Consider the following 17,730-nt stretch of genomic DNA (forward strand, 5'->3'; position numbering starts at 1 on the left):
TTTTGAACTGTGCTACAGTGTTTGTATGAAATTTTCTTTGTTTGCACTACTGCTAGCGCCCCACGGGCGGGATGTGTAGCGCACGCAAACATTTTCCCAAAAGGCCCGTATGCCATCCGCAACGGGCCTTTTGCATTTTTTGCTTGGACTTGCGGGTTTTTGACCAGGAGTGAACATGGCTGACAAACTGATTATTTTCGACACCACTTTGCGCGACGGCGAGCAATCGCCAGGCGCCTCCATGACCCGCGATGAGAAACTGCGCATCGCCCGTCAACTGGAACGCCTGCGTGTGGACGTCATCGAAGCCGGTTTTGCCGCCAGCTCCAACGGCGACTTTGAGGCGGTCAAAACCATCGCCGACGCCATCAAGGACTCCACCATTTGCTCTTTGTCGCGAGCCAACGACCGCGACATCTCGCGTGCGGCCGAGGCTCTCAAAGGGGCCAACAGCGGGCGGATCCACACCTTCATTGCCACCTCGCCTTTGCACATGGAAAAGAAGCTGCGCATGACACCCGACCAGGTGTTTGAGCAAGCCAAGCAGTCGGTGCGCTTTGCCCGCAACCTGGTGGGCGATGTCGAGTTCAGCCCGGAAGACGGCTACCGCAGCGACATGGACTTTTTGTGCCGTGTGCTGGAAGCGGTGATTGCCGAGGGCGCCACCACCATCAACGTGCCCGATACCGTGGGTTATGCGGTGCCGGAGTTGTATGGCCAGTTCATCAAGACCCTGCGCGAGCGCATCCCCAACTCGGACAAAGCCATCTGGTCCGTGCATTGCCACAACGACCTGGGTATGGCCGTGGCCAACTCCCTGGCAGGCGTCAAGTTGGGTGGGGCGCGTCAGGTCGAGTGCACCATCAACGGCTTGGGCGAGCGGGCGGGCAACTGCTCCCTCGAAGAGGTGGTCATGGCCGTCAAAACCCGCCGTGATTATTTTGGCCTCGACATTGGCATCGACACCAGCCACATCGTGGCGGCCAGCCGCATGGTCAGCCAGACCACCGGCTTCGTGGTGCAGCCCAACAAGGCGGTGGTGGGGGCCAACGCCTTTGCCCACGCCTCCGGCATTCACCAGGACGGCGTGCTCAAAGCGCGTGACACCTACGAAATCATGCGTGCCGAAGACGTGGGCTGGACCACCAACAAGATCGTCTTGGGCAAGCTCAGCGGCCGCAATGCCTTCAAGCAGCGCCTGCAGGACTTGGGCGTGACGCTCGACAGCGAGACCGAAATCAACAACGCCTTTGCCAAGTTCAAGGAGTTGGCCGACCGCAAGAGCGAGATCTTTGACGAAGACATCCTGGCTCTGGTCGGGGACGAAAGCGTGACCGCTGAAAAAGAGCAATACGGCTTTGTTTCGATGTCGCAACACAGCGAAACCGGTGAGCGCCCCCATGCGGCAGTCGTTTTCACGGTCGATGGCAAAGAAGTCCGGGCCGAGTCGGACGGCAATGGTCCGGTGGATGCGTCCTTGAAGGCCATCGAGTCCCACATCAAAAGTGGGGCAGAAATGGTGCTGTATTCGGTCAACGCCATCAGCGGTTCGACCGAAAGCCAAGGCGAGGTGACGGTGCGCCTTCAAAACAGCGGTCGTGTGGTCAACGGCGTTGGCGCTGACCCGGACATCGTGGTGGCCTCTGCCAAGGCGTACCTGAGTGCACTCAATAAATTGCAAAGCAAAGCCGATCGGGTGGCTGCTCAGGGGTGATGCTGTAGTCTTTGGATGTACTATCTGGCTTCAATAAAGTCACGCAAGTCATTGTTCTTGCGTGACTTTTTTTATTTCGGTACACTTGGAAACAATTGCCCCTATCATTGAACGAAGATGTCCCTGATGCGATTTGCTTCCCTGTTTCCCTTTCAAGCCGCTGGCCGTTGGTCGCAGGGCTTGCTTGCCGCTTTGACCGCAGGGGTGTTTCTGGCCGTCTCGGCTTGGCCCAGTGCGGTGCTGGCACAAAACAAGGCGTCCACTGCCAAGAAGCGTCCGGCGGCAACGGTCAGTAAAACCGTTCAGAAAAAAAAGCAGACCGTCGCTAAAAAATCCAAAGGCCAACGGGCCGGAGTCGCAAACAGCAAGGCAGCAGTGCCTATGCGTGCCTCTTACGGGCAAATGGCGGGTCTTCACAGCGCCAACGATCCTCTGGATTTGCGCTCCAGCGTGGCCCTGGTGATTGACCAGGACACCCGCGAAGTCCTGTTCCGTAAAAACGACCATGCCGTTTTGCCCATTGCCTCCTTGACCAAGTTGATGACCGGTCTGGTCATTTCCGAGGCGCAATTGCCCATGTCCGAGATGATCGCCATCACCCAAGCCGATGTGGACACGGAAAAAGGCAGCACCTCCCGTTTGGCGGTGGGCACCGTGCTCAGCCGTGGTGATTTGCTCCATTTGGCGTTGATGTCCAGCGAAAACCGGGCGGCCCACGCTTTGGGTCGCACCTTTCCGGGTGGTCTGGATGCCTTCGTTGCGCGCATGAATGCGCGTGCGCAGGCTCTGGGCATGTCCGACACACGTTATGTGGAGCCGACAGGCTTGTCCAGCCGCAACCAGTCCAGCGCCAGTGACTTGGCCATTTTGGTGGGGGCTGCCTACAAAGAGCCGGTCTTGCGTGAGTTGTCCACTTCGCACGGCCGTGAGATCGAAGTGGGTCGCCGCACGCTTCAGTACAACAACACCAACCGTTTGGTGAAAAGTGCCGACTGGGACATCGGTCTGCAGAAAACAGGCTACATCTCGGAGGCGGGTCAGTGCCTGGTGATGCAGGCGCAAGTGGCCGGGCGCAAACTGATCATGGTGTTTCTGGATTCTGCGGGCAAACTCAGCCGCATCGCCGACGCTGAGCGTGTCCGCCGCTGGGTGGAGAAGTCGTCAGGTGCCTCCGGCGTCAGGCACTCGGCTTTGGCTGAACACCTGCCCGGTTGATGCGTGTCAGCCCATGGAAAAAGGCCTCTCGGAGGCCTTTTTTCATGGGCGAGCGGCGCTTCAATGGTCGCCGTGGTAACCCAGTGTTTTGCTGATCTCGAGTGACGTTGCCTGCAGCTTGGGCAGCCAGCCTTCGTCCAGGCGGTCGGCGGGGGCAGAGATGGACAAGCCGGCCAGCAGTTTCCCTTGGTCGTCGTAGATGCCGGCTGCGATGCAGCGCACGCCCAGTTCCAGCTCTTCGTTGTCTCGGGCAATGCCGTATTGCTTGACCCGGGCCAGCTCCCTTTCAAGAACCTGCAGCTGCGTGATGCTGTTGCGTGTCTGCCCCAGCAAACCGGTGCGTGTGGCGTAAGAGCGAACCCGCAGCGGGTCGTCTGCTGCCAGGAAAAGTTTGCCCACCGAAGTCAGGTGCAAAGGCGCCCGCCCGCCAATGGCCCGAACCACTTGCATGCCGGAGCGTTCGCTGTAGGCCCGCTCGATGTAGACGATTTCATCGCCTTGGCGCATGCTGAGGTTGACGGGTTGCTGAATGAGCTTGTGCAGCTCACGCATGGGCACCAGGGCCGCGTCGCGCACATTCAGCCGCCCCTTGACCAAGTTGCCCAGTTCCAGCAGCCGCATGCCCAAGCGGTAGTTGCCCGCTTCCGGGCGATCAACAAAACGGCCAGTGGCCAAATCGTTCAGAATGCGGTGCGCTGTAGAGGGGTGCAAGCCTGTTTTTTCACTGATCTCTTTCAAGGAGATCGCTTCTTCGCGGGAGGCGAGCACGTCAATCAGCGAAAACATCCGCTCAATGACCTGGATGGTGGGAGAGGGTGTGAATGCAGGGTCTTTTTTCATGGTGTCGTCAGGCGATGCTCAAATTTTACACTGTGAAAATTCGGCCTATCACGCCAGCGCTTGCCATTGGCCTTGAACACGTATTTCACAGGGTTCAAAGCGCGATTTGTAATTCATTTTGGGGCTGCTTTCGATCCAATAGCCCAAATACACATAAGGCAGTTGCAGTTGTGCCGCTTGCTGAATTTGCCAGAGCACGCCGTAGGTCCCATAGCTGGCCTGGTCTTCAGGCTCATAGAAGGTGTAAACCGCCGAGAGGCCATGGTTCAGCACGTCCACAATGCTGACCATTTTCAAGGCACCCAAGCAGCCCTCGCTGGCCGGCTCGCGAAATTCCACGATGCGTGAATTGACCCGGCTTTGCAGCAAAAACTGGTTGTATTGGTCCACGCTGTCCTGATCCATGCCGCCTCCCGGGTGGCGACTCATCTGGTAGCGCAAATACAAAGCGTAGTGGTCAGGATCGAATTGCAGGTCCAACACCCGAGCCTGCAAATGCTGGTGTTTGCGCCAGCTGCGTCGCTGGCTGCGGTCCGGCTTGAAGGCGGCGACCTGCACGCGCAAGGGCTGGCAGGCCTGGCAGCCATCGCAGTAGGGGCGGTAGGTGAACATCCCGCTGCGGCGAAAACCCTGCTCCACCAAGTCGGAGTAGACCTCGTTCTGGATCAGATGGCTGGGCGTTGCCACCTGCGAGCGTGCCGAGCGCTCAGGCAGGTAGCTGCACGCGTAGGGCGCCGTGGCATAAAACTGCAAGGCCTGAATGGGGAGATCTTTGAGATGGGTCACGACGTGGTGTCCAAAGCCGTCAACGTGGTCCAGTATAAAGTTTGCTGTGCCCAGTCGATGGGGGGCTTGAGGCGCTCTTGCTGGACGGTCGCCACAAAATCAGCCCGGGGTATTTCCCGGGCACCCAAGGAGGCCAGGTGCCGGGTGTTTTGCTGGCAGTCGATGGCGGGCACGCCATGCGCCAGGCACACACTGACCAGGCAAGCCAAAGCCATTTTGGAGCCATCGCTGATCGTGGTGAACATCGATTCACCGAAGACGGCATGGCCCAGCGCCACAAAATACAGCCCGGCGACCAGCTCGCCATCGAGCCAGACCTCGGCGCTGTGGGCGTGGCCTGCGCGGTGCAATTCTTCATAGGCTTGCACCATGGCCGGCACGATCCAGGTGCCGTTTTGTCCGGCGCGGGGTGAGGCGCTGCAGCGGCGGATGACCTGACCGAAATCGCGGTCGAAGCTCAGTGAAAAACCAGGGTGCCGCAGCCAGCGTTGCAATGACTGGCGCAGCGAGCGGCGCAAGCGGAAATCGCCCGGCCGCAAGACCATGCGGGGGTCAGGACTCCACCACAGCACGGGCTGTCCGTCGCTGAACCACGGAAAAATCCCCTGGCTGTAGGCCTCCAGCAAACGCGAGGCGGACAGGTCTTGGCCCGCTGCCAGCAAGCCCGGGGCGGGCGATTGCGGGCCCCAGGCCTGGTGCACCGGAGGCAGGGCCTGGTCAGCGTCAATCCAGCACAGTTCGGGCAGAGGAGAAGTCCGTGGCATGGCTGCATTACACATGAACAGGTACACGTTTCTTGTCGTTTGGGGCCCGGATCGCGATTTTTTTGCGTTTATCCTCAACCACACCTGACCGACCGGCTTTGACCCCTCATTTTTTGCGCGTGATGACATCTTTTCCACCCCATTGGTTGCGACCCCACTGGCCTGCGCCAGAGCATGTTCAGGCTGTGATGACCGATCGGCATGGCGGCGTCTCCCGCCCCCCTTGGGACAGCATGAACCTGGGTGACCATGTGGGTGATGCGTCGCACAGCGTGCAAGTCAACCGCCAGCGCTTGCAAACCCTCATGGGTAGCCGTCCGGTATTTTTGAAACAGGTGCATGGCCATCAAGCGGTGGTGCTGAACGCCAACACCCCGGATGGCACCGAGGCCGACGCCTGCGTCGCGTTGAATGCAGAGGTGGCCTGCACCATCATGGTGGCCGACTGTTTGCCCATCTTGATGTGCGACAGGTCTGGCCAATGGGTGGCTGCAGCGCATGCAGGCTGGCGAGGTCTGGCGGGTGAGGGCGGTACAGGTGTGCTCGAAGCCTTGTGCCAGCAGTCTGCTTTGCGGGACACCCCGCCTGACGACATCCTGGTCTGGCTGGGGCCTTGCATTGGCCCCGAGGCTTTTGAGGTGGGCTCAGACGTGCGAGAGGCTTTTTGTGCAGATGCCCCAGAGGCAGGCGTTTACTTCAAACCCGCTGTGGCGGACAAATGGCTGGCCGACCTGGCAGGCCTGGCCCGGTGGCGGTTGCACCGCTTGGGACTTCACCGTGTTTTTGGCAACGACAGCCAGTCTGCGTGGTGCACGGCCACGCAGCCTTCAAGGTTTTTTTCGCACCGCCGCGACAGTCGTGTCCTCGGACAGAGCGGGCGCATGGCCGCCTGCATCTGGCTCAGCCGTTGATGGGGGGACTGGGGTTGGCTCTTGCGCTTTTGCTTCTGTCTGCCTTCGGGCTTTGCGGCGCAAGGGTGTGCCCATCAAATACACCACCAAGGACATGGGTAAAACCCCATACAAAAGAAAAGTGATGATGGCCCCCAACACAGTGCCTTGGGTACTAAATGCTTCAGCCAGACCCATCAACAAGGTCACATAGAGCCAGGCAATAACGATCAAATACATTTTTTTGCGCTTTGTAATTTAGGTGACATCAAATTGACAGATACTGAAGGTAACCGATATCAAAAAAACCATTTACCGGAGACAAGCATGAGCACATCCAAGCCAGAATTCTGGTCCAGCATGAGTGAGAGTTTTCAACAAAACCTGTCCAAAAGCTGGGGGCAGGCGATGCAGCATTTCCAAACCCTGGACCTCGGTGGGCTCAAACCTGGTGTCGACGCCGCTTTGCCACCCATCAAATTCTCGCCTGAAAAGCTACAGGCCCTGCAAGGGCAGTACTTCAAAGACGCCTCTGAGTTGTGGAATCAGAGCCTGCACAACAGTTTGCAAGTCAAAGACCGTCGCTTTTCAGGGGAAGCTTGGAGCGCCAATCCGATGGCGGCTTTCAATGCGGCCACCTATTTGCTCAATGCCCGCACGCTGATGGGATTGGCCGATGCGGTGGAGGGGGACGAGAAAACACGCAATCGCATCCGCTTTGCCGTGGAGCAATGGGTGGCCGCTGCTGCGCCCAGCAATTTTCTGGCCTTCAATGCCGAGGCACAAAAGAAAGCCATCGAAACCCAAGGCGAGAGCATTGCCAAGGGCGTGAAAAACCTGATGCACGACATGCAGCAAGGCCATGTGTCGATGACCGACGAAAGCCTGTTCGAGGTGGGCAAGAACGTGGCCACCACCGAAGGCGCGGTGGTCTTTGAGAACGAGTTTTTCCAGCTCATCGAATACAAGCCGCTCACGGCCAAGGTCTACGAAAAACCCTTCTTGCTGGTGCCGCCTTGCATCAACAAGTTCTACATCCTGGATCTGCAGCCTGAGAACTCCTTCATCCGTTACGCCGTGAGCCAGGGCCACCGCACCTTTGTGGTGAGCTGGCGTAACCCCGACGAATCCATGGCGCAAAAGACCTGGGACGACTACATCGAGCAAGCGGCCATCCAAGCCATCAGCACGGTGCAGTCGATCACGGGCGCACCCAAGATCAATGCGCTGGGTTTTTGCGTGGGCGGCACCATCTTGTCCACCGCTTTGGCCGTGTTGGCGGCCCGTGGCGAAAAGCCTGTGGCCAGTGCCACCTTCCTCACCACCCTGATCAACTTCACCGACACCGGCATTCTGGACGTGTTCATTGACGAGAACTTCGTCAAGTTCCGTGAGCAGCAAATGGGCAAGGGCGGCTTGCTCAAGGGCCAGGACCTGGCCTCGACTTTCAGCTTTCTGCGCCCCAACGACCTGGTCTGGAACTATGTGGTGGGCAACTACCTCAAGGGCGAGACGCCGCCACCGTTTGACCTGCTCTACTGGAACAGCGACTCGACCAATTTGCCCGGACCTTTTTACGCCTGGTACCTGCGCAACACCTACCTGGAAAACAACCTGGTCAAGCCCGGCAAGGTCAAAGTCTGTGGCGAGCCCATTGATTTGGGCAAGGTCGACATGCCGGTCTACATCTACGGCTCGCGTGAAGACCACATCGTGCCCATCGGCGGCGCGTACGCCAGCACCCAGGTGCTGCCGGGCAAAAAGCGTTTTGTCATGGGGGCCTCGGGCCACATCGCGGGCGTGATCAACCCGCCCGCCGCCAAAAAGCGCAGCCACTGGCTGAGCGAGGGCAGCAAATTCCCGGCCGATGTGAATGACTGGATCGTCAGTGCCAAAGAGCTGCCCGGCAGCTGGTGGACCGACTGGTCCGATTGGCTCAAGGGCCATGCGGGCAAGCAAATTGCCGCCCCCAAAACCTATGGCAAAGGCAGCCAATTCAAAGCCATCGAAGCGGCCCCAGGCCGCTACGTGAAGGCCAAAGCCTGATTTTTATTGACACAACGGAGATCTGAAAAATGGAAGACATCGTCATCGTCGCAGCCGCTCGCACCGCCGTGGGCAAATTTGGCGGCTCGCTCGCCAAGACCCCTGCCACCGAGCTGGGCAGCATCGTCATCCAGGGCTTGCTCCAGCGCAGCGGCTTGCCGGTCGACGCCATTGGCGAAGTCATCATGGGCCAGGTGCTGGCCGCAGGCGTGGGCCAGAACCCCGCCCGCCAAGCCATGATGAAAGCCGGGCTGGCCAAAGAGACCCCGGCGCTGACCATCAACGCCGTGTGCGGCTCGGGCCTGAAAGCCGTGATGCTGGCCGCGCAGGCTGTGGCCTGGGGCGACAGCGAAATTGTGATCGCGGGTGGCCAGGAAAACATGAGCGCCAGCCCCCACGTCTTGAACGGCAGCCGCGACGGCCAGCGCATGGGCGACTGGAAGATGACCGACACCATGATCGTGGACGGCCTGTGGGATGTCTACAACCAGTACCACATGGGCATCACCGCCGAGAATGTGGCCAAGGCCCATGGCATCACCCGCGACATGCAAGACGCCCTGGCCTTGGGCAGCCAGCAAAAAGCCGCTGCTGCGCAAGACGCGGGCAAGTTCAAGGACGAGATCGTGGATGTGCTGATCCCTCAGCGCAAGGGCGATCCGCTGGTCTTCAACACCGACGAGTTCATCAACAAGAAAACCAATGCCGAGGCCCTGGCCGGTCTGCGCCCTGCGTTTGACAAGGCGGGCAGCGTGACGGCTGGCAATGCCTCGGGCATCAACGACGGCGCTGCCGCCGTGATGGTGATGAGCGCCAAAAAGGCCGCTGCCTTGGGCCTCAAGCCCCTGGCCCGCATTGCAGCCTTCGGCACCAGCGGTCTGGACCCGGCCACCATGGGCATGGGCCCGGTGCCCGCTTCGCAAAAGGCCTTGGCCCGTGCGGGCTGGAAGGCGCAAGACGTGGACCTGTTCGAGCTGAACGAGGCCTTTGCTGCACAAGCCTGCGCCGTCAACAAGGCGCTGGACATCGATCCGGCCAAAGTCAACGTCAACGGCGGTGCCATTGCGATTGGCCACCCGATTGGCGCATCCGGTTGCCGCATTCTGGTGACTCTGTTGCACGAAATGCAGCGCACTCAGGCCAAAAAAGGCCTGGCCGCGCTGTGCATCGGCGGCGGCATGGGCGTGTCATTGGCGGTTGAACGCGTTTAAAAACCTGCGCCGCTCATGCGGCGTGGTTTGGCGCACTGTCCAACCGTATAAGGGCAGCCAATCATCGCGGTTTGAGCGGACTTCATTGATCCCACTTCACTCATAACAAGGAGACAAACATGAGTCAAAAAGTAGCTTACGTCACAGGTGGCATGGGCGGTATCGGTACCGCGATTTGCCAACGCCTTCATCAGGAGGGCTTCAAGGTCATCGCCGGTTGCGGCCCGACCCGTGACTACAACAAGTGGCTGGACGAGCAAAAAGCCCAAGGCTTCACTTTCTATGCATCGGTGGGCAACGTCGGTGACTGGGATTCCACGGTGGAAGCCTTCAGCAAGGCCAAGGCCGAGCACGGCAGCATCGATGTGCTGGTGAACAACGCGGGCATCACCAAGGACCGCATGTTCCTGAAGATGACCCGGGATGACTGGGACGCCGTGATGAACACCAACCTGGACTCCATGTTCAACGTGACCAAGCAGGTCGTGTCCGACATGGTTGAAAAGGGCTGGGGCCGCATCATCAACATCTCGTCGGTCAACGGTGAAAAAGGCCAGGCAGGCCAAACCAACTACTCGGCTGCCAAAGCCGGCATGCATGGTTTTTCGATGGCCTTGGCGCAAGAGTTGGCCACCAAGGGCGTGACCGTGAACACCGTGTCGCCGGGCTATATCGGCACCGACATGGTCAACGCCATCCGTCCTGACGTGCTGGAAAAAATCGTGGCCACCGTGCCCGTCAAGCGCTTGGGTAAGCCCAGCGAGATCGCTTCCATCATCGCCTGGTTGGCCAGCGAAGAGGGTGGTTACGCCACTGGCGCTGACTTCTCGGTCAACGGTGGTTTGCACATGGGCTGATGCCCGGGCCCTTGGGCCACATCGTCCTGGGCATGGCCCACAAAAAAACCCGCCTCGGCGGGTTTTTTGTTTTTGCAAGCAGGCGTTCAGGGGCCGACTTGCTTGCCTGTGCCCACCAGCTGCATGGCCGAGGCGATCAGCCCGGACACTTCGGTCATGTTGCCTGGCACGATGAGTGTGGTTTTGGCGTCTTGCGCCACTTTGCCGTAAGCCTGCACGGCTTGCTCCGCCACCTTGAGTTGCACCGCCTGCTCGCCCCCGGGCTGGCGGATGGCGGCGGCGATGCGCTCGATGGCCTGCGCGGTGGCGTTGGCCATTTCGGTGATGGCGGCGGCATCGCCTTGCGCTTTGTTGATGGCGGCTTGTTTCTCACCTTCTGATCGCGCAATGAAGGCCTCGCGCTCGCCCGTGGCGATGTTGATCTGCTCCTGGCGGCGGCCTTCGGAGGCCGCGATCAGGGCGCGCTTTTCACGCTCGGCCGTGATTTGCGACTGCATGGCCAGCAAAATTTCCTTGGGCGGTGTCAGGTCCTTGATCTCGTAGCGCAGCACCTTCACGCCCCAGTTGAGCGCCGCCTCGTCGATGGCTGCCACCACCTGCGCGTTGATGATGTCGCGCTCTTCGAAAGTCTTGTCCAGCTCGAGCTTGCCGATCACGCTGCGCAGGCTGGTTTGCGCCAGTTGCGTCACGGCCACGATGTAGTTGGACGAACCGTAGCTGGCCAGTTTGGGGTCGGTGACCTGAAAGTACAGGATGCCGTCGACTTGCAGTTGCGTGTTGTCGCGGGTGATGCAAATCTGGCTGGGCACATCGAGCGGGATTTCTTTCAGGCTGTGCTTCTGGATCACGTTGTCGACAAAAGGCACCACAAAGTTCAGGCCCGGGGCCAGACTGGCGTGGAATTTGCCCAGCCTTTCGACCACCCAGGCTTCTTGCTGCGGCACGACCTTGACGGTCTTGACGATGAACAGGACCGCGATGATCACGAGAACGGCTGCGACTTCCATGGTTTTTCTCCCTATTGAGTGGTTGGAGCGGTGTGCTCAGATTTTCTCGAGGACCAGGCGGTTGCCCGCGATGGCCTGGATGCGGTGTGCACCCGGTGCGGCGCTTTGGCCCGGGGCCAGCTCGGCACTCCAGGCCGCGCCCCGGTGCAAGACCCGTGTGGTGCCCTGTGCGTCCCAGGCCTCGACCATCACAGTGGCCCCCAGGTCCAGATGCTGGTCTTGCGCTTCTTGTGGCGTGGCGGCTTGGCGCTTGCGCCATTGGCCCAGCAGCACAGCCCCAAGGCCGCCCACGACCGCCGCCACCACGAGTTGGGTGGTCAGGCCATAACCTGCCATGGCGGTCAAGGCTGCCGCCACGGCGCCCAGGCTCAGCATCAGCAGGTAAAAAGTGCCGGTCACCAACTCCAGTGCCACCAGCACACCGGACAGGACCCACCACATCGTTGCGTTGCTCATCTTTCCCCTCCAGAATTTTTTGTCTTGTCAGCCTTGCGACCACAGGTATTTATACGCCGTCCCAACGGGCGCTTGCCCGGGCTTGGGTCAAGTCCGGCACCAGCCAAGGATAATCCGTCCCTATGCATTTCCCTGAACCCCAACGCTGGCGCCTGTCCGTCGCCCCGATGATGGACTGGACTGACCGTCATTGCCGTTTTTTCCATCGCCTGCTGACCCGCCACACGCTGCTCTACACCGAGATGGTGACCACCAGTGCTTTGCGCCATGGCAGCGTGCAGCGGCACCTGCGCTTCAACGCCGAAGAACACCCCGTGGCGCTGCAATTAGGCGGCAGCGATGCGGCCGACCTGGCCCACGCCGCCAAGCTGGGGCAGGCGTGGGGCTACGACGAGATCAACCTGAACTGCGGCTGCCCCTCAGACCGGGTGCAGCGCGGCGCTTTTGGCGCTTGCCTGATGAACGAGCCGCGCACCGTGGCCGATGGCGTGAAAGCCATGCTGGACGTGGTGGACGTTCCGGTGACCGTGAAGCACCGCATTGGCATTGACCGCATCGAAAGCTATGACTTCGTACGCGACTTTGTGGGCACGGTGAGCGAGGCGGGCTGTCGGGTGTTCATCGTGCACGCCCGCAATGCCTGGCTCGACGGCCTGAGTCCCAAGGAAAACCGCGAAATCCCGCCGCTGCGCTACGAGCTGGCCTACCAGCTGAAAAAAGATTTCCCGAGGCTGCTGATCGCGGTGAACGGTGGCATCAAGACCAACGAAGAGATCGCGCAACATTTGCAGCACGCCGACGGCGTGATGGTCGGGCGCGAGGCTTATTACAACCCCTGGCTGTTGGGCAGCTGGGACGCCACGTTTTATGGCGATGCCCACGAGGTGCCCAGCCGCGAAGCGGTGGAAGAAGCCATGGTGGCCTACATGGAGCGGGCCTTTGCCGAAGACGGCTGCCCCTGGTACGCCATTGCGCGGCACATGCTGGGCCTCTACCACGGGCAACGCGGTGGGCGTTTGTGGCGTCAGGTCTGGAGCGACCATAAGCTCAAGCCTTTGCCGCCGCGAGAGGTCTGGGCTTTGGCCCGTGCGGCGCTGGCCCGTGGGGCGGTGGTCAGCGACTGACCATCAGATTTATTGCGCGGCCTGCAAGCCGTTTGTGAAGTGTGCCGACATGCGCTCGGCCGCTTGCTCGGGCTGGCGTTCGGTCAGGGCCTGGACGATGGCGCGGTGCTCGGCCAGGGATTGCTCAATGCGGCCCTCTTTGAACAGCGAGCTGTGGCGGTTGAGCTTCATCACCTTGCGCAGGTCGGCCACCATTTGGTCGCGCCAGCGGTTGTCGGCCAATTCCAGCAGCAGCATGTGAAAGGCTTCGTTGATCTCGAAGAAACGGTCCCGGTCGTGTTTGGCTTTTTCCAGGTCCTGGTGCAAGGCCTGAATCTGTGCCATCTGTTCGGCACTGGCGTTCTGTGCCACCACGCGGGCAGCGTCTGATTCGAGCAGGGCCAGCAGATGGTACACATCGCGCAGGTCTTTTTCGCTGACTTCGGTCACGTAGGCGCCGCGGCGCACCTTCATGGTCACCAGGCCCTCGGCTGCCAGCACCTTCAGGGCTTCACGCAGCGGGGTGCGGCTGATGCCCAAAGCCTCGGCAATGCGCAATTCGTCGATCCAGCTGCCTGGCTCCAGTTCGCGCGCAAAAATGCGCTGGCGCAGGAGTTCGGCCACTTCTTCGTACAGAGCGCGGGGGGCAAGGGACAGGGCAGACATGGTGTGAGCGGTCGAGGCGGGGGCTGGTCAGGGCGTTTCAGATGCTGAATTGTAAGCCGGTTAAAATATTCTGCATCAATAATTATGAATCACGGTACTTGTAAGCCGGTAGGCAGTTGCAAGCTGCCAAAATCCGGACCAGTCATTTTTGTCCCGAAAGCACAGCGCCATGACGTCTCCATCTTTTGAATTCAACGCCTCCAATCTGGAAGCCTGGCAAAAAGCAGCCGCCAAATCCGCCCCGGGTGGCGATGTGTCGGCCCTGAACTGGAAGACGCCCGACGGCATCGTCGTCAAGCCGCTCTACACCGCCGAAGACACGGCGAACTTGCCTTACGCCAACACGCTGCCGGGCTTCGAGCCCTTCCTGCGCGGCCCGCAGGCCACCATGTACGCGGTGCGTCCCTGGACGATCCGCCAATACGCGGGTTTCTCCACCGCCGAAGAATCCAACGCGTTTTACCGCAAGGCTCTGGCCGCAGGCGGGCAGGGCGTGTCGGTGGCTTTTGACCTGGCCACGCACCGCGGTTACGACTCCGACCATCCGCGCGTCACGGGCGACGTGGGCAAGGCCGGCGTGGCGATCGACTCGGTCGAGGACATGAAGATCCTGTTTGACCAGATTCCGCTGGACAAGGTCAGCGTCTCGATGACCATGAACGGCGCGGTGCTGCCCGTGCTGGCGGGCTACGTGGTGGCCGCCGAAGAGCAGGGCGTCTCGCAGGACAAACTGAGCGGAACGATTCAGAACGACATTCTGAAAGAGTTCATGGTGCGCAACACCTACATCTACCCGCCCGAGCCGTCGATGAAGATCATCGGCGACATCATCGAGTACACGAGCAAGAACATGCCCAAGTTCAACTCGATCTCGATCTCGGGCTACCACATGCAGGAAGCCGGGGCCAACCAGGCACTCGAGATGGCCTTCACCCTGGCCGACGGCAAGGAATATGTGAAGACCGCCATCGCCAAAGGCATGGACGTGGACGACTTCGCCGGTCGCCTGTCCTTCTTCTGGGCGGTGGGCATGAACTTCTACCTGGAGATTGCCAAGATGCGTGCGGCGCGCCTGCTGTGGTGCCGCATCATGAAGGGCTTCAACGCCAAGAACCCCAAGAGCCTGATGCTGCGCACGCACAGCCAGACGTCTGGCTGGTCGCTGACCGAGCAAGACCCCTACAACAACGTGGTGCGCACCACCATCGAGGCCATGGCAGCCGTGTTTGGCGGCACCCAGTCGCTGCACACCAACAGCTTTGACGAAGCGATTGCCTTGCCCACCGAATTCAGCGCCCGCATTGCCCGCAACACGCAGCTCATCATCCAGGAAGAGACCCACATCACCAACGTGATCGACCCCTGGGCTGGCAGCTACATGATGGAGAGCCTGACCCAAGAAATGGCCGACAAGGCCTGGGCCATCATTGAAGAAGTCGAGGCCATGGGCGGCATGACCAAGGCCGTGGGCAGCGGCTGGGCCAAGCTCAAGATCGAAGCGGCGGCCGCTGAAAAGCAGGCCCGCATCGATTCGGGTAAAGACGTCATCGTGGGCGTGAACAAATACAAGCTGGCCAAAGAAGACCCGATCGAGACGCTGTCGATCGACAATGTGCGCGTGCGCGACGGTCAGATTGCACGCCTCAAAGCCATCCGCGCCAGCCGCGACAGCGCCAAGGTGCAAGCCGCGCTGGACGCGTTGAGCGCCGCCGCCGAATCGGGCCAGGGCAATTTGCTCGACTTGTCGATTCAGGCCGTGCGCCTGCGTGCCACGGTCGGCGAGGTGTCGGATGCGCTGGAAAAAGCCTTTGGCCGCCACCGTGCCGACACGCAAAAAGTCACGGGCGTGTACGCCGCGGCTTATGACGACGGCGAAAACGTGGGAGACACCATGGAATACTGGAACCAGCTCAAAGCCGACATCGCCGCCTTTGCCGAAGCGCAAGGCCGCCGTCCCCGCGTGATGATCTCCAAACTCGGCCAGGATGGTCACGACCGGGGCGCCAAAGTGGTGGCCACGGCGTTTGCCGACCTGGGCTACGACGTGGACATGGGCCCCTTGTTCCAGACCCCCGAAGAGTGCGCCCGTCAGGCGATTGAGAACGACGTCCACGCCGTGGGTGTGAGCACGCTGGCCGCTGGCCACAAAACCTTGGTGCCCGCCATCATTGCCGAACTCAAGAAGCAGGGTGCCGACGACATCATCGTCTTCGTCGGCGGTGTGATCCCTCGCCAGGACTACGACATGCTCTACGAAGCCGGCGTCAGAGGCATTTACGGCCCCGGCACACCGATCCCTGTCAGCGCCAAGGATGTGCTGGAGCAGATCAAAAAGGCGATCGGGTGAGCCCTGAGCACTTGCTCGACGGCTTGCTCAATGGCAGCGCTGCCGTGCAGCGCCGCGCCATGGCCAAGGCCATCACCTTGCTCGAATCCACCCGCCCGGATCACCGGGCCTTGGCCGACGAGCTGCTCACGGCCATGCTGCCGCACACAGGCAACTCGTTCCGCCTGGGCATCAGCGGTGTGCCCGGCGTGGGCAAGTCCACCTTCATCGAAGCGCTGGGTTTGTATCTGATTGGTCAAGGCCACCGCGTGGCGGTGCTGGCTGTAGACCCTTCCAGCACGGTGTCGGGCGGGTCGATTCTGGGTGACAAGACCCGGATGGAGTTGCTCAGCGTGCACGAACGTGCCTACATCCGCCCCAGCCCCAGCAGCGGCACCCTGGGTGGCGTGGCCGAAAAAACCCGTGAATCGATGCTGGTCTGCGAAGCGGCGGGCTACGACGTGGTGATCGTCGAGACCGTGGGTGTGGGCCAGTCCGAGACGGCCGTGGCCAACATGACCGACATGTTTGTGCTGATGCAGCTGCCCAATGCGGGCGACGACTTGCAGGCCATCAAAAAAGGCGTGATGGAAATCGCCGATCTGGTGGTCATCAACAAGGCCGACATCGACGCGATGGCCGCCACCCGCGCCGAGTTGCAGATCACCAGCGCCCTGCAACTGCTGGGCATGCACGGCAGCTCGGGCCACGCGCACGCCGACACCTCTCAGTGGCACCCCAAGGTGGTGCAGCTGAGCGCTCTGCTGGGCCAGGGCGTGGACAGTTTTTGGGCGGCGGTCACAGAATTTCGGGCCTTGCAAACTGGCAACGGCCGTCTGGGTGAGCGGCGTCAGCAGCAAGCCTTGTCCTGGATGTGGGAGCGGATCGAGGCGGGGCTTCGGCAGTCTTTCAAAGACCATCCCGAGGTCCGGCATCAGCTGCCTCTGGTGTCTGCCCGAGTGGCACAGGGCACGTTGGCCGCTTCGACGGCAGCACGCCAATTGCTGGCGAGCCTGTCGATCCCGGCGAGCCCCAGCGTTTCGGGTTCTGCGCCATGAGTTTGAGCCCTGAATCCCTGCAACTGATCGCAGCGGACCCGCGCTGGCGCACGCAGCGCATTGCCCGGGTCGACACGCCCGATGGCCCGCTGTTGATCAAAGGCCAGCGTCCTGCAAGGGGGCCTTTGCGCTTCAAAATCATGAAGTGGCTGTCCCAGCTGACGCGCAACCCTTTGTTGCAGCCTGTGCCCGCCCATGGTGGGGCGCGTGCCCAAAACACCGAGGTACAGCGCTTGAGACAACTCGCGGCTGCAGGCTTGCCCGTGCCTGCGGTGTTGCACCAGGCACCGGATTACATCGCCTTGCAATTCTTGCCGGGTGAATCCTTGCAGCACGGCCTGACACAGACCCCGGATCTGGCGCTGCGCCTGTTTGAGCAAGGCTTGCAAGCGATTGGGCATGTCCACCAGCAAGGCCAGTATCTGAGTCAGGCTTTTGCCCGGAACATCATGGTGTCTTCCGGGCAACTCTGGTTCATCGACTTCGAGGACGATCCATTGGAGGTCATGGACCTGCCGCAGGCCCAGACCCGCGACTGGCTGGCCTATTTGCTGTCCACCCTCTGGATGGCGAATGCGCCCCAAGAGGCGTTGCTGCAAAGTTGGCACCGCCAGTTTGAGCAACTCGATGCCAACACCCAAAACCGTTTGGTGCAATCGTGTGACCGCCTGGTCTGGTTGCGCCACCTGTCCAATCAAAGAAGACCCTGGGGTCGGGATATCGTCACCTTGCAAGCGCTGGGTGATTTTCTTGACCGCTGGCGAACCCATCTGAACCGAGCATAAGGAGCT

The 17,730-nt window shown here is 60.7% G+C and carries 17 protein-coding genes; 10 read left to right on the plus strand and 7 right to left on the minus strand.

What is annotated here, in order from left to right; translation table 11 throughout:
• Positions 1-175: 175 nt before the first annotated feature.
• Both ACZ5RT_RS08255 and ACZ5RT_RS08260 read left to right on the plus strand, forming a co-directional pair.
• Complete coding sequence (locus ACZ5RT_RS08255; protein WP_108427841.1) at positions 176-1,714, plus strand: 2-isopropylmalate synthase; 1,539 nt, start codon at positions 176-178, stop codon at positions 1,712-1,714.
• Positions 1,715-1,840: 126 nt separating this feature from the next.
• Positions 1,841-2,929, plus strand: a complete 1,089-nt coding sequence (locus ACZ5RT_RS08260) for a serine hydrolase (protein ID WP_291928696.1) — start codon at positions 1,841-1,843, stop codon at positions 2,927-2,929.
• A gap of 60 nt (positions 2,930-2,989) precedes the next feature.
• On the opposite strand, the gene ACZ5RT_RS08265 is transcribed toward ACZ5RT_RS08260, so the two are convergent.
• Genes ACZ5RT_RS08265 through aat form a run of 3 tightly spaced genes read right to left on the minus strand, consistent with a single transcriptional unit; the run spans position 2,990 to position 5,319 of the window.
• Positions 2,990-3,769, minus strand: a complete 780-nt coding sequence (locus ACZ5RT_RS08265) for an IclR family transcriptional regulator (RefSeq protein WP_108427842.1) — start codon at positions 3,767-3,769, stop codon at positions 2,990-2,992.
• A gap of 48 nt (positions 3,770-3,817) precedes the next feature.
• Positions 3,818-4,555 carry an arginyltransferase gene (locus ACZ5RT_RS08270; RefSeq protein ID WP_291928691.1) on the minus strand — a complete coding sequence of 246 codons (738 nt, stop codon included), beginning with the start codon at positions 4,553-4,555 and terminating at the stop codon, positions 3,818-3,820.
• Entirely contained in the window at positions 4,552-5,319 is a 768-nt protein-coding gene (gene aat, locus ACZ5RT_RS08275; protein WP_291928690.1) for a leucyl/phenylalanyl-tRNA--protein transferase, read from the minus strand. The genes ACZ5RT_RS08270 and aat overlap by 4 nt, the downstream gene beginning before the upstream one ends.
• Positions 5,320-5,552: 233 nt before the next feature.
• Between aat and pgeF the strand changes: the two genes are divergently transcribed.
• On the plus strand, positions 5,553-6,230 hold the full coding sequence (pgeF, locus tag ACZ5RT_RS08280) for a peptidoglycan editing factor PgeF (protein ID WP_464454157.1): 678 nt from the start codon (positions 5,553-5,555) through the stop codon (positions 6,228-6,230).
• On the opposite strand, the gene ACZ5RT_RS08285 is transcribed toward pgeF, so the two are convergent.
• Positions 6,147-6,449, minus strand: a complete 303-nt coding sequence (locus ACZ5RT_RS08285; RefSeq protein ID WP_291928685.1) for a large conductance mechanosensitive channel protein MscL — start codon at positions 6,447-6,449, stop codon at positions 6,147-6,149. The genes pgeF and ACZ5RT_RS08285 overlap by 84 nt on opposite strands.
• Before the next feature lie 87 nt (positions 6,450-6,536).
• Between ACZ5RT_RS08285 and ACZ5RT_RS08290 the strand changes: the two genes are divergently transcribed.
• The 3 genes from ACZ5RT_RS08290 to phbB all read left to right on the plus strand — a co-directional run bounded on the left by ACZ5RT_RS08290 (position 6,537) and on the right by phbB (position 10,323).
• Positions 6,537-8,255, plus strand: coding sequence for a PHA/PHB synthase family protein (locus ACZ5RT_RS08290; protein ID WP_464454158.1), 1,719 nt, complete (start codon positions 6,537-6,539; stop codon positions 8,253-8,255).
• A 29-nt stretch (positions 8,256-8,284) separates the two neighbouring features.
• A complete protein-coding gene (locus ACZ5RT_RS08295; protein ID WP_108427848.1) occupies positions 8,285-9,466 on the plus strand; it encodes an acetyl-CoA C-acetyltransferase in 1,182 nt (393 codons plus the stop codon).
• 119 nt (positions 9,467-9,585) lie between these two features.
• Entirely contained in the window at positions 9,586-10,323 is a 738-nt protein-coding gene (gene phbB, locus ACZ5RT_RS08300; protein ID WP_108427849.1) for an acetoacetyl-CoA reductase, read from the plus strand.
• A gap of 86 nt (positions 10,324-10,409) precedes the next feature.
• Here phbB and ACZ5RT_RS08305 read toward each other — a convergent pair whose 3' ends face one another.
• Entirely contained in the window at positions 10,410-11,330 is a 921-nt protein-coding gene (locus tag ACZ5RT_RS08305) for an SPFH domain-containing protein (RefSeq protein ID WP_108427850.1), read from the minus strand.
• 36 nt (positions 11,331-11,366) lie between these two features.
• The gene (locus ACZ5RT_RS08310) at positions 11,367-11,786 is read right to left on the minus strand and encodes an NfeD family protein (RefSeq protein ID WP_422172324.1); all 420 of its coding nucleotides are present in this window, start codon (positions 11,784-11,786) and stop codon (positions 11,367-11,369) included.
• A gap of 122 nt (positions 11,787-11,908) precedes the next feature.
• Between ACZ5RT_RS08310 and dusA the strand changes: the two genes are divergently transcribed.
• Positions 11,909-12,910, plus strand: a complete 1,002-nt coding sequence (dusA, locus tag ACZ5RT_RS08315; RefSeq protein WP_464454159.1) for a tRNA dihydrouridine(20/20a) synthase DusA — start codon at positions 11,909-11,911, stop codon at positions 12,908-12,910.
• Between the two features lie 9 nt (positions 12,911-12,919).
• Here the strand turns inward: dusA and ACZ5RT_RS08320 are convergent, their stop codons facing one another.
• On the minus strand, positions 12,920-13,555 hold the full coding sequence (locus ACZ5RT_RS08320) for a GntR family transcriptional regulator (protein ID WP_464454160.1): 636 nt from the start codon (positions 13,553-13,555) through the stop codon (positions 12,920-12,922).
• A gap of 169 nt (positions 13,556-13,724) precedes the next feature.
• On the opposite strand from ACZ5RT_RS08320, the gene scpA reads away from it, so the two are divergent.
• From scpA to ACZ5RT_RS08335, 3 genes are read left to right on the plus strand one after another with little or no spacing between them, the layout of a single operon-like run.
• Positions 13,725-15,902, plus strand: a complete 2,178-nt coding sequence (gene scpA, locus ACZ5RT_RS08325; RefSeq protein WP_464454161.1) for a methylmalonyl-CoA mutase — start codon at positions 13,725-13,727, stop codon at positions 15,900-15,902.
• Positions 15,899-16,939, plus strand: coding sequence for a methylmalonyl Co-A mutase-associated GTPase MeaB (gene meaB / locus ACZ5RT_RS08330; protein WP_291928531.1), 1,041 nt, complete (start codon positions 15,899-15,901; stop codon positions 16,937-16,939). The genes scpA and meaB overlap by 4 nt, the downstream gene beginning before the upstream one ends.
• A complete protein-coding gene (locus ACZ5RT_RS08335; RefSeq protein ID WP_464454162.1) occupies positions 16,936-17,724 on the plus strand; it encodes a hypothetical protein in 789 nt (262 codons plus the stop codon). The genes meaB and ACZ5RT_RS08335 overlap by 4 nt, the downstream gene beginning before the upstream one ends.
• Positions 17,725-17,730: the final 6 nt, after the last annotated feature.

The organism is Limnohabitans sp. TEGF003 (genome assembly GCF_055395455.1).